Raw genomic sequence first — 12089 nt, forward strand, 5'->3', positions numbered from 1 at the left:
TTTTTCTACCTTATGCGTATTGCGGGTTTGTTTTTTCTGTATCGATGTTGAACTTAGCAATTGCTTCTGTAACAACAGACTTCTCAACATCACCACGTTTAGCTAGCTCAGTTAGGGCAGCAACTACTACGTAGCCTGCGTTAACTTCGAAGTGACGACGTAGGTTTTCACGGCTGTCAGAACGGCCGTAACCGTCTGTACCAAGTACTTTGTAAGACTCAGTTGGCATGAACGCACGTACTTGCTCAGCGTAGTTCTTCATGTAGTCAGTCGCAGCGATTGCTGGTTCGTTACCAAGAACTTGAGCGATGTAAGGTACTTTCGCTTCGCCTTCTGGGTGAAGCATGTTGTAACGCTCTGCATCTTGACCGTCACGAGTTAGCTCGTTGAACGATGTTACAGAGAACACGTCAGACGCGATGCCGTACTCTTCGCTTAGGATAGTTGCAGCTTTGCGTACTTCGTTCATGATAGTACCAGAGCTCATTAGTTGAACTTTAGACTTGTCACCAGCGTAAGACTCAAGCTTGTAGATACCCTTACGGATGCCTTCTTCAGCGCCTTCTGGCATTGCTGGCATTGCGTAGTTTTCGTTCATTACTGTTAGGTAGTAGAACACGTTCTCTTGCTCAGTACCGTACATGCGACGAATACCGTCTTGCATGATAACTGCAACTTCGTAAGCGAATGTTGGGTCGTAAGAGATACAGTTAGGGATAGTGTTCGCTAGTACGTGCGAGTGACCATCTTCGTGCTGTAGACCTTCACCGTTAAGCGTAGTACGACCAGCAGTAGCACCTAGTAGGAAACCACGAGCTTGTTGGTCACCAGCCATCCATGCCATGTCGCCAACACGTTGGAAACCGAACATAGAGTAGTAGATGTAGAACGGGATCATTGGCAGATCGTTTGTGCTGTAAGAAGTAGCAGCAGCAACCCAAGATGCCATTGAACCTAGTTCGTTGATACCTTCTTGTAGTACCTGACCTGATGTCGCTTCTTTGTAGTAAGAAACGATGTCGCGATCTTGAGGAGTGTAGTTCTGACCGTGCGGGTTGTAGATACCGATTTGACGGAACAGACCTTCCATACCGAACGTACGCGCTTCGTCACAGATAATAGGAACAACGTTTTTACCGATGCCTTTATTCTTCAGAAGGATGTTTAGTGTACGTACGTATGCCATCGTAGTAGAGATTTCACGCTTCTGTTCGCTTAGTAGCGGTGCAAACTCTTCTAGTTCTGGGATTTGTAGTTCTTGAGTGAACTTAGGTAGACGCTGTGGCGTGTAACCTTTTAGTTCTTTACGACGAGCGTGTAGGTATTCGTACTCCGCTGAACCTTCTTCAAGTTTCAGGTACGGAAGCTCTTTCACTGCTTCGTCAGTTAGGATGTCTTGAAGACCTAGACGATCACGTAGGTGTAGAACGTGAGTCATGTCCATCTTCTTAACTTGGTGCGCGATGTTCTTACCTTCAGCCGCTTCACCCATGCCGTAACCTTTAACAGTCTTAGCTAGGATTACTGTTGGACGACCTTTAGTTTCTGCCGCGTTTTTGTAAGCTGCGTATAGCTTAGAAGACTCGTGACCACCACGCTTAAGAGCGAAGATTTCGTCGTCAGTCATGTCTGCAACTAGTGCAGCTGTCTCTGGGTACTTACCAAAGAAGTGCTCACGTACGTACGCGCCATCTTTAGATTTGAATGTTTGGTAGTCGCCATCTACAGTTTCGTTCATTAGCTGCAGTAGTTTACCAGACGTATCTTTAGCAAGTAGTGCATCCCAGTTGCTACCCCAGATAACTTTAACAACGTTCCAACCAGCACCTTTGAATAGGCCTTCTAGTTCTTGGATGATGCTACCGTTACCCATTACAGGGCCATCTAGACGCTGTAGGTTACAGTTGATTAGGAATGTTAGGTTGTCTAGCTTTTCACGTGCTGCGAAAGATAGAGAACCACGTGATTCTGGCTCATCCATCTCACCGTCGCCTAGGAAAGCGTATACACGTTGAGCAGAAGTATCTTTAAGACCACGGCCTTCTAGGTACTTAAGGAAACGAGCTTGGTAGATCGCAGAGATTGGACCAAGACCCATAGATACTGTTGGGAACTGCCAGAACTCAGGCATTAGTTTAGGGTGCGGGTATGAAGGGATACCTTTACCATCTACTTCTTGACGGAAGTTATCTAGCTGCTCTTCAGTTAGACGACCTTCTAGGAACGCACGAGAGTAGATACCTGGAGAGATGTGACCTTGGTAGTAAACTAGATCGCCACCGTCCGTCTCGTTTGGAGCACGGAAGAAGTGGTTGAAACATACTTCGTAGAAAGCAGCCGCTGATTGGTAAGAAGCCATGTGACCACCTAGGTCTAGGTCTTTCTTAGAAGCGCGCAATACGATCATGATTGCGTTCCAGCGAATAATCGAACGAATACGACGCTCAAGAGTTACGTCACCAGGGTAAGCCGGCTCTTGTGCTGCTGGAATGGTGTTGATGTAGTTAGTGTTGATACCAGTTGGCATATCAACGCCGTCTAAACGTGCCTTTTCTAGAACTGTTTCTAGTAGGAACTGTGCACGTTCTACACCTTCTTCACGTACTACTGACTCAAGAGCTTGTAACCAATCTTGAGTTTCCAGAGCATCAACGTCATGCTTCATGTCAGACATGGCGATCTATCCTTTTTGTTAGTTGGATTCTACTAAACACGTAAAAAGCCGTAGAATTACGACTCTTTACCCTGTTGAATTCGACGCAGTGAACGTTCGCGACGCGACTCTTCTCTGGTCAAATCCAGCAATGTTTCTTCGATATAAGCTAAATGAGAATGTGACATTTCACGCGCCTTCTCAGGCTGGCCAGAAACAATCGCATCCACGATGTTAGCTCGATGTATACTCACTTTTTCCACAACGTCTTTTCGACGATGCAACAGCTTTAGATTTTCTAAGACATTTTGCTCAAGTAACGGAGCTAAACTGCGAACGATATGCAAAAGCACTACGTTATGAGCCGCTTCCGTTAAAGCGATAAGGAAAGCCATCACAGCTGCCGATTCAGCTTCAATATCGGCCTTTTCTTGCGCGCCTCGAATGTTATCTTGGCATGCTTGAATTCGAGCAAAGTCTTCTTCGGTACCACGCAGCGCAGCAAAGTAAGCAGAAATTCCCTCCATCGCATGACGCGATTCCAACAAGTCTAGTTGGGTTTCGGAGTGAGTGGACAACAAATTCAGGAGCGGATCTGAAAAGCTTTTCCAGATATTTTCACTGACGAACGTTCCCCCACCTTGACGGCGAGTTAGTAAGCGCTTGGCTTCTAAACGTTGTATCGCTTCTCGGATCGAAGGACGAGACACATCGAACTGTTTAGCCAGTTCACGCTCTGGCGGCAGTTGCTGCCCGGGCGCCAGTGTTCCTTCCACAATCAACCTTTCCAACTCTTTTTCAATAACATCAGAGAGTTTTGGCTGACGAATCCTTTGATAAGCCATAGTTTGCTGTTCTTCTTTTTATTTGCTGGTAATTGGTAATACCAATTTTAATTGATGCAGAAATTAACATAATTAAAACGCCACTGTCCAGCTGAAAATTGACCTGAATCATAGAACACAGTGTGAATTAACCATGATTTAACAAATGAAATTTAAAACAGCAACCAAATTGGTCTTACCATTTACAGCGTTAATACTTTTGGGGAGTGTTCGTGCTAGAAAGTTTCAGGATAAAAATGAAATATTTCAGATTGATTAGGCTGCCTTGATTAAAATTCAAACCAAGCGCACAGATTGGGAATAAATCCTATTAACAATTGGTCACATCTGGCCTTTTGAAAGATTCATCACACTCTTGAGGGAATAAAAAAGGCCTGCATCCAGAACGATTACAAGCCTTTAACATTGGCGTAAAAATTAATATGCCAATATATGATTATCAGAATCACTACAGAGTTAAGCGTCGACGGTACTTCACCCAATCAAAAGAGAGCCCCGGATCGGTTTTTCTTAATGGGGCAATGTATTGATGCCCTGTAATACGCTCCGCCGTGATTTGCGGAAAAAGCTGGGTAATCGCATCGGTTAGCTCTGCCAATGCACGATATTGAGGTTCGCTGTAGGCAACAAAATCCGTCCCCTCAAGCTCAATGCCAATCGAATAATCATTGCAACGCTCTCGGCCAGCAAAGCTCGACTGACCCGCATGCCAAGCACGATCAAGAAAAGAGACAAACTGGACAATCTCTCCGCTCCTACGAATTAAGCAGTGCGCAGATACGCCCATTTTGTGAATCACTTTAAAGAACGGATGCTCCTCTGGATTGAGCTTACCCGTAAAGAACTGCTCGATATAAGGTCCACCAAACTGACCAGGCGGCAGACTGATATTATGCACCACCAGCAAAGAGACATCGTCTTGTTGAGGGCGGGCGTCATAGAAGGGAGAAGGTAGATGTTTCGCGGCGCTATACCACCCAGTTTCGCTGATCATCATAAACGCCATGCTCCTTACTCTTTTATTGCTCAATATATAATGGCTATCAGTGTGAGCTCGACCTAACTCAAGGCGGGCTCAACCCTTTAATTTGCAGTGAAGCAAGAGTATCATTCCTACCCCACTCCCTTTCAAGATTAGATTTGCGATGAAAAACACACATAACAGCCACCAACGCCTTGACTACTTAAAAGAGCAGCTTCCACTAGAGATCTCTCGCGCAGTTGCAGAAACAATCAAAGAAGACCTAGGCGGTACACTGGATCCAGCGGCTGACATCACTGCAAGTCTAATTCCAGCGGATGCGGTTAACAGCGCAACCATCATTACGCGTGAACACGGTATTTTCTGTGGTCAAGCTTGGGCTGACGAAGTATTCAAACAGCTAGGCGGTGAAGTGACTATCGAGTGGCATGTGCAAGATGGTGACAAAGTTGAGCCGAACCAAACTCTTTGTACACTATCTGGCCCAGCTCGTGCTCTACTAACGGGCGAGCGCAACGCGATGAACTTCATCCAAACGCTATCAGGTTGTGCGACAACAACGGCCGTTTATGCAGAAAAAATCGCTCACACAGAGTGTCGTCTGCTTGATACACGCAAGACAATCCCAGGTCTGCGTAGTGCACTAAAATACGCAGTGGCATGTGGAGGCGGTTTCAATCACCGTATCGGCGTGTTCGATGCCTACCTAATTAAAGAGAACCACATCATCGCTTGTGGCGGTATCGAGAAAGCAATCTCTACAGCAAAAGAGCTTAACCCAGGTAAACCTGTTGAAGTTGAAACCGAGAGCCTAGAAGAGCTTGAGCAAGCGATCAGCGCAGGTGCGGACATCATTATGCTGGATAACTTCACCACAGACATGATGCGTGAAGCGGTTAAGATCAACGCAGGTCGTGCCGCTCTAGAAAACTCAGGTAACGTGACTCTAGACACCATCGCTGAGTTTGCAGAAACCGGTGTTGATTACATTTCAGTAGGTGCATTGACTAAACATCTAAAAGCAATGGATCTTTCGATGCGTTTCAAAGCGTAATCTATTGATTAAAAACACATTTGACATCAAAGGCACCGTTTACTAAGGTGCCTTTTTTATTGCTAGCATTTCACAATTGAGACACCTTATCTAACTTGATCGCATAATCTTATGCAGCATATGAAACAAGTCACCAATAAATTCAAAGCGACTCGCGCCCTTCTCTGAACGCCATTCCACACCTAGATATCGACTCTTATTCTCTAATTCATCTGGTGCTTGCACTGTAACCGACAATAAATGGATTAGAACAATGAAAAAAAGACAAACAAAGCAGAAAGGTTTTACGTTAATTGAGTTGATGATTGTAGTGGCGATTATTGGCATTTTGTCAGCTATCGCTGTACCAGCATACAAGGATTATGTTGCTAAATCTGCTGCATCATCTGCACTTGCCACACTGCGGTCACTACTCACTAATGCAGACTTATACGCTCAAAACAATTCAGCAACGACTACGGACTTAGCTAATTTCGGGGGAAGTTCGACGATGAACCCTCTTGGCACTATTTCAGCTTCTGTTGTGGGGGCTGGTGCAGCTTCAACAGCAACATCTACACTCACTTTTACATTTTCAACAGGTGAAGCAGCCTCAGGTAACATTCAATTTTCGAAAACTCCTGTTACTCCTTGGGTATGTGCGAACAATACAAGTCCTGCAATTGAAGTTGATGGCTGCTCATAAGTGTTAACCAACCTCCCCACTGTCCTTCGTCAGGCTAACCACCTTAGCCTGACTCAAGAACAAGCCGTAGTGGAGCACTTGCAAGCTTCTGGTGGCTCAACGCCAGAAGCTTTAATCGCGCATGGCTTGTTTAGCGCCGATGACCTTGCCGAATACACAGCACATATCTTTGGTTTACCTTTAATTTCGCTAGCGGATTACGATTACGAGCTGTTATGCGAACAGCTCGGGCTGCGCGAACTCATCACTCAGCACCAAGTCATACCGATCGCCAAGTCAGCATCTACGCTGACCTTAGCCTCTGCCGACCCAACTGACCTACAAGCTGAAGATAACTTTCGTTTTGCCACTGGACTTCAGATTGAACTGGTGGTTGCAAACTATCACACACTTGAAGGTGCCATTCGGCGGCTTTACGGCAAAGTAATTACCAATGGTGATAGCAATCGTAAAGAGATAACCCAAGATGAACTCGCTCACTTAGTGGAAATTTCTGACGATGAGGTCAGCACTGTCGAAGACCTTAGCCAAGATGACTCGCCCGTCAGTCGCTTTATCAATCAAATCCTAGTCGATGCGGTGCGTAAAGGGGCATCTGATATCCATTTCGAGCCTTATGAAGAGTACTACCGAGTCCGCCTACGGTGCGATGGCATCTTAATCGAAACCCAACAACCGGCAGCGCACCTAAGTCGACGACTGTCTGCTCGCCTGAAGATCCTATCCAAGCTTGATATCGCGGAGCGACGTTTACCTCAAGATGGTCGGATTAAGTTAAGGCTCAATCAAGAGATCGCTATCGATATGCGCGTCTCTACTCTGCCAACACTTTGGGGTGAAAAAATTGTGCTTCGTCTACTCGATAGCAGCGCTGCCAATCTTGATATCGACATCCTAGGCTATAGTGAGCAACAAAAGACACTCTACCTTAATGCTCTGAAACGCCCACAAGGCATGATTCTTATGACTGGGCCTACCGGTAGTGGCAAAACGGTATCGCTTTATACTGGACTTCGAATCCTCAATACCTCAGAAAGAAACATCTCTACCGCTGAAGACCCAGTTGAGATTAACCTTTGCGGCGTCAATCAAGTGCAAGTACAACCAAAGATAGGCTTTGGATTTGCTGAAGCATTGCGATCTTTTCTGCGCCAAGATCCGGATATCGTGATGGTTGGTGAAATACGCGATATTGAAACAGCCGAGATTGCGATTAAGGCTTCCCAAACCGGTCACTTAGTGCTCTCAACGCTACACACCAATTCAGCAGCAGAGACGGTTACACGCCTTACTCACATGGGGATTGAGCATTTTAACTTGGCTTCATCATTGAGCCTCATCATTGCTCAACGTCTCGCTCGACGACTATGCTCACATTGCAAAATTGAAGACGATGACCAAACCATTTATCACCATCACAACATTGATGCTAACCATAGGTTCTTTAAAGCAAACCCGAACGGCTGTAACGAGTGCAATCAAGGGTATTCAGGCCGTGTGGGTATCTATGAAGTGATGCCGTTCACTGACACGCTGAAAGCAAGCCTCATATCTCACCCAAATGCGATTGAGGTAGAAGCCCTAGCTAAACAAGAAGGCATGCAAACACTCCGAGATTCGGGCTTAGAGAAATTGTTGTCCGGGGTCACTAGCTATCAAGAATTGCAACGCGTCCTCTATCTCTAGACGTTTTATTTCTATCTAACTCTCTACCTACATCGGTGTGAATTTTATGGCAATCAAACCCAAACAATCACAACTCAAGAATTATCACTGGAGAGGCGTTAACAGCTCAGGGAAAAAAGTGTCAGGGCAAACCTTGGCTCTCACGGAACTTGAAGTCAGAGACAAGCTGCGCGGACAGCACATCCAGATTAAGAAGATAAAGAAAAAAAGCATCTCGGCGCTGACTCGCCTAACCCATAGGGTCAAAGCAAAAGACATCACTCTGCTCTCACGCCAACTGGCAACCATGCTAGGAACTGGTGTCCCTATAATCCAAGCCATCAAGTTGGTGTCAGATAATCATAGAAAAGCAGAGATGAAATCGATCTTGTCGCAGATCTGCAAAGGCGTTGAAGCGGGGACCCCTCTATCAAAAGCGATGAGAACTGCAAGCCGTCATTTTGATGGCTTGTATACCGACCTTGTGGCAACCGGAGAACTGTCTGGAAATCTCGCTGAGGTCTTTGAAAGGCTGGCTAACTATCGAGAGAAAAGTGAACGCTTAAAATCAAAAGTCATAAAAGCGCTCATCTACCCGGTGATGGTGGTTGTCACCGCTTTAACGGTCTCATTTCTAATGCTGACAATGGTGATCCCTGAGTTTGAATCTATGTTCTCAGGCTTTGGTGCCGATCTCCCTTGGTTCACCGCAAAGGTGATGGCGCTATCGCACTGGATGCAAGCTTACAGCCTTTATACTTTGCTTGGCTTTGCAGGTGCTATTCTCTTTGTCATTCAAGCTCGCAAGCGCTCCTATTCCATAAGGCTGGCCCTTAGCAGATTAGGACTCAAACTTCCTATCATAGGAGGGGTCATAGCCAAAGCTTCCATCGCCAAATTCAGCCGCACATTATCAACCAGTTTTAGCTCTGGCATCCCGATCCTAACCAGCCTCAGAACTACCGCTAAAACCACAGGTAACATACATTTTGAATCCGCCATTACAGAGATCCATAAAGAGACAGCTGCAGGGATGCCGATGTATATCGCAATGCGCAACAGCCAGGCCTTTCCTGAAATGGTATTGCAGATGGTGATGATAGGCGAGGAGTCTGGCAACCTAGACGAGATGCTCACCAAGGTTGCGACCATCTATGAGTTTGAAGTAGACGATACCGTCGATAACTTAGGCAAAATCTTAGAGCCGGTCATCATCGTTTTTCTGGGTTCAGTAGTGGGTGGCTTAGTGGTTGCGATGTACTTACCGATCTTTAATCTAATGAGTGTGTTAGGATAGGCGATAATCAATGACACACTCATGGCTCTCGCCAGTTAGACCCCAGTGGACAGGACTCTATGGAAGTATTTCACTACTATCCTTGGCTATTCCCCGTATTAGCTTTTATCTTCAGCCTACTCATCGGTAGTTTTCTCAACGTCGTTATCCATCGTTTACCAATTATGATGGAGCGAGAGTGGCAACAAGAGTGCTCTGAGAGCTTTCCTGATTATAAGATTCCGATGCCAAAGGGGACGTATAACCTCAGCGTGCCTCGTTCGACATGTCCAAAGTGTGAAACGCAGATCCGAGCCATCGATAATATTCCGGTACTCAGCTGGTTATTTTTGAAAGGCAAATGTCGAAAGTGTTCGAACCCAATCAGTCCACGCTACCCTTTCGTAGAGCTACTCACTGCAGTGATGTGTAGCTTTGTCGCGGTTCACTTTGGCTTTAGTTACTACGCAATCGCACTGATCTTTTTTACCTTTGCTTTGATCGCGGCGACCTTCATCGACCTTGACACCATGCTACTGCCTGATCAAATCACTCTACCATTGGTCTGGTCAGGGATTGCGCTTGCATTGTTTGGCATTAGTCCTATCTCCCTCCAAGATTCTGTAATAGGAGCAATGGCAGGCTATCTGGCTCTATGGTCAGTCTACTGGCTATTCAAACTCCTTACAGGCAAAGAGGGAATGGGCTATGGCGATTTCAAACTCCTTGCAGCATTAGGGGCTTGGCTTGGTTGGCAACACCTACCGATGATCATACTGACCTCTTCACTTGTCGGTCTTGTATTTGGCTTAATTCAGCTGCGATTGAAACAGCAAGGCATCGACAAAGCCTTTCCTTTTGGTCCTTACCTCGCCATTGCCGGTTGGATAAGTTTGATTTGGGGCGAGAACATTATGGCTTGGTATTTTACTTCGGTTTTAGGAATTTAATTTATGGCGACCATTATTGGCCTCACTGGCGGCATTGCTAGCGGAAAAACCACCGTTGCAGACCTATTTCAAGAGCACTTCAATATCGATATTGTCGATGCCGATATCGTGGCTCGTGAAGTCGTAGCAGTCGGCAGTGACGGACTACGCCAGATTGCTGAACATTTTGGCGAAGCGATCCTTTTAGAAGACGGTACCCTCAACCGAGCTAAGCTTCGTGAGCAGATCTTCAGTAATCCAGAAGACAATACTTGGTTGAATGCACTGCTTCACCCAATGATCCGCAATAAGATTGAAGAAGGGCTGACAAACATTCGCTCTCCCTATGGTTTACTCGTTGCACCTTTACTGATTGAAAACCAGATGCAAGGTATGGCAGATCGCGTTTTAATTGTTGATGTTCCTACAGAAGTTCAGATTGAACGCACTATGAACCGAGACAATGTCTCTGAAGAACAGGTCAAAGCGATCCTCAAATCACAAGCTTCACGAGAGCAGCGTTTAGCGGTTGCGGACGACGTGATTAAAAACCATACTAAAAACCAAGATCTTTTGCCTCAAATCACAGATTTACATCAAAAGTATCTAGCAATAAGCACACAAGATCGGTAAAAATAGTCTTATGTTGAATGAAGGTTTGCTTGATGATCACTCATAAATTTGAACATCCTCTAAATGAGAAAACACGTATCTACTTAAGAGTGGAATCCCTCTTGAGGCAACTGCACCTGTCTTCAACATTTTCAGATGCTCAGCAGTACCAGCTGTTCTTTCGTTCAATCTTCGATTTGATCGAAATCTTTGAGCAAATTCAACTAAAGAGTGAACTAGCAAAAGATATTGAGAAACAGCGTGTAACGTACAAGAGCTGGCTCAATGTAGAAGGCGTCGATCAGGAGATGCTCACTTCACTGCTAGAAGACATCGGCAGCATCTACCGTGAGCTAATGCTGGCTGAACGCTTTGGTCAGTCTTTGAAAGAAGATCGCTTCTTGAGTGCCATTCGTCAGCGTTTCAACCTTCCGGGTGGTTCATGTTGCTTTGACTTACCGGCTCTGCACTACTGGCTGCACCTCCCTCTCGATAAGAGAATGAACGATGCTAAAGCTTGGATGGACAGCTTACAGCCTCTGTATGACGCGCTAACCCTATGGTTAAAGCTAACTCGTGAAACGGGTCACTTCCAACCACAAATCGCTCGTGCAGGCTTCTTCCAGAGCGATGCTGAAGAGGCCAATATCTTACGCCTCTCAATTCCAATGCAATATGGCGCTTACCCAATGATTTCAGGACACAAAAACCGCTTTGCCGTGAAGTTTATGTGCTTTGAAAGCGGCCAGGCGTGCACTCAAGATATCGAATTTGAGCTAGCTGTCTGCAGCTAGCTTATTTGTCGCTAAATACCTTATTAAAGTTGGCTTGAGCCATGCTCAGGCCTACAATTCTAGAACCACACCCAACTAAGAACCATTATGTCTAAGAAAATCACCATCGTTAAATGCCCACAATGTCAGACTGATGTTGAGTGGGGTGAGCAGAGTCCACATCGCCCTTTCTGTAGCAAGCAGTGTCAGATGATTGATTTCGGTGAGTGGGCCGACGAAGAGAACAGTATCGCTGGTGCCCCTGATATGTCGGATAGTGATGGTTGGTCGGAAGATCAGTACTAGATTCGAGATTCGAGATTCGAGATTCGAGATTCGAGATTCGAGATTCGAGATTCGAGATTCGAGATTCGAGATTCGAGATTCGAGAAGAATTATTAAAGGGTTGGCGTTTGCGTCAATCCTTTTTTATTGCCGATTGTTTGGTGTTTGCCAAAAGAGATTCCCTACTCCTTCCTTCGTCAGTCTAGGGAATGACGGTTATTCCGGGCTTTAAAATTAAGTTCATCACTGCCGCCTTAAGCGCAGCCTATTTACAATAAATACCCACCATCCTACTACATTCGTCATCCCCAAGAGTGAGGAACGAGCGAG

General features: G+C 45.7%; 11 protein-coding genes. 8 read left to right on the forward strand and 3 right to left on the reverse strand.

The features are described 5' to 3' along the window. Positions 1-10 precede the first annotated feature (10 nt). The 3 genes from aceE to ampD all read right to left on the reverse strand — a co-directional run bounded on the left by aceE (position 11) and on the right by ampD (position 4495). Positions 11-2674 carry a pyruvate dehydrogenase (acetyl-transferring), homodimeric type gene (aceE, locus tag FIV04_RS12195; protein ID WP_152469274.1) on the reverse strand — a complete coding sequence of 888 codons (2664 nt, stop codon included), beginning with the start codon at positions 2672-2674 and terminating at the stop codon, positions 11-13. 56 nt (positions 2675-2730) lie between these two features. Continuing rightward, positions 2731-3498, reverse strand: a complete 768-nt coding sequence (gene pdhR, locus FIV04_RS12200; RefSeq protein WP_032550147.1) for a pyruvate dehydrogenase complex transcriptional repressor PdhR — start codon at positions 3496-3498, stop codon at positions 2731-2733. A gap of 448 nt (positions 3499-3946) precedes the next feature. Then, the gene (gene ampD / locus FIV04_RS12205; RefSeq protein WP_152469275.1) at positions 3947-4495 is read right to left on the reverse strand and encodes a 1,6-anhydro-N-acetylmuramyl-L-alanine amidase AmpD; all 549 of its coding nucleotides are present in this window, start codon (positions 4493-4495) and stop codon (positions 3947-3949) included. A 148-nt stretch (positions 4496-4643) separates the two neighbouring features. Here ampD and nadC point away from each other — a divergent pair, with 148 nt between their 5' ends. The 8 genes from nadC (at position 4644) to yacG (ending at position 11780) form a co-directional block, all read left to right on the forward strand. Further along, complete coding sequence (nadC, locus tag FIV04_RS12215; protein WP_032550149.1) at positions 4644-5534, forward strand: carboxylating nicotinate-nucleotide diphosphorylase; 891 nt, start codon at positions 4644-4646, stop codon at positions 5532-5534. A gap of 253 nt (positions 5535-5787) precedes the next feature. Further along, the gene (locus FIV04_RS12220; RefSeq protein ID WP_152469276.1) at positions 5788-6219 is read left to right on the forward strand and encodes a prepilin-type N-terminal cleavage/methylation domain-containing protein; all 432 of its coding nucleotides are present in this window, start codon (positions 5788-5790) and stop codon (positions 6217-6219) included. Beyond that, the gene (gene pilB, locus FIV04_RS12225) at positions 6220-7905 is read left to right on the forward strand and encodes a type IV-A pilus assembly ATPase PilB (protein ID WP_152469277.1); all 1686 of its coding nucleotides are present in this window, start codon (positions 6220-6222) and stop codon (positions 7903-7905) included. Positions 7906-7951: 46 nt separating this feature from the next. Then, positions 7952-9181 (forward strand): type II secretion system F family protein, encoded by a 1230-nt coding sequence (locus FIV04_RS12230; protein WP_172974246.1) that lies wholly within the window; start codon positions 7952-7954, stop codon positions 9179-9181. Between the two features lie 59 nt (positions 9182-9240). Beyond that, positions 9241-10110 (forward strand): A24 family peptidase, encoded by an 870-nt coding sequence (locus tag FIV04_RS12235; RefSeq protein WP_152469278.1) that lies wholly within the window; start codon positions 9241-9243, stop codon positions 10108-10110. Positions 10111-10113: 3 nt separating this feature from the next. Next, positions 10114-10722: a dephospho-CoA kinase gene (gene coaE, locus FIV04_RS12240; RefSeq protein WP_152469279.1), complete on the forward strand. Its 609-nt coding sequence runs from the start codon at positions 10114-10116 to the stop codon at positions 10720-10722. Between the two features lie 32 nt (positions 10723-10754). Beyond that, positions 10755-11495: a cell division protein ZapD gene (gene zapD / locus FIV04_RS12245; RefSeq protein WP_032550155.1), complete on the forward strand. Its 741-nt coding sequence runs from the start codon at positions 10755-10757 to the stop codon at positions 11493-11495. Positions 11496-11582: 87 nt separating this feature from the next. Further along, positions 11583-11780, forward strand: a complete 198-nt coding sequence (gene yacG, locus FIV04_RS12250; protein ID WP_032550156.1) for a DNA gyrase inhibitor YacG — start codon at positions 11583-11585, stop codon at positions 11778-11780. The last annotated feature ends 309 nt before the right edge of the window (positions 11781-12089 follow it).

The sequence above is a fragment of the Vibrio sp. THAF190c genome (assembly GCF_009363355.1).
GTDB classification, from domain to species: domain Bacteria; phylum Pseudomonadota; class Gammaproteobacteria; order Enterobacterales; family Vibrionaceae; genus Vibrio; species Vibrio fortis_A.

Bases quoted from the DNA above. Each gene is read 5' to 3' on its own strand.
- yacG (WP_032550156.1), top strand. From the start codon at position 11,583: ATGTCTAAGAAAATCACCATCGTTAAATGCCCACAATGTCAGACTGAT.
- FIV04_RS12235 (WP_152469278.1), top strand. From the start codon at position 9,241: ATGGAAGTATTTCACTACTATCCTTGGCTATTCCCCGTATTAGCTTTT.
- nadC (WP_032550149.1), top strand. From the start codon at position 4,644: ATGAAAAACACACATAACAGCCACCAACGCCTTGACTACTTAAAAGAG.
- FIV04_RS12230 (WP_172974246.1), top strand. From the start codon at position 7,952: ATGGCAATCAAACCCAAACAATCACAACTCAAGAATTATCACTGGAGA.
- pdhR (WP_032550147.1), bottom strand. From the start codon at position 3,498: ATGGCTTATCAAAGGATTCGTCAGCCAAAACTCTCTGATGTTATTGAA.
- FIV04_RS12220 (WP_152469276.1), top strand. From the start codon at position 5,788: ATGAAAAAAAGACAAACAAAGCAGAAAGGTTTTACGTTAATTGAGTTG.
- aceE (WP_152469274.1), bottom strand. From the start codon at position 2,674: ATGTCTGACATGAAGCATGACGTTGATGCTCTGGAAACTCAAGATTGG.
- coaE (WP_152469279.1), top strand. From the start codon at position 10,114: ATGGCGACCATTATTGGCCTCACTGGCGGCATTGCTAGCGGAAAAACC.
- zapD (WP_032550155.1), top strand. From the start codon at position 10,755: ATGATCACTCATAAATTTGAACATCCTCTAAATGAGAAAACACGTATC.
- ampD (WP_152469275.1), bottom strand. From the start codon at position 4,495: ATGATGATCAGCGAAACTGGGTGGTATAGCGCCGCGAAACATCTACCT.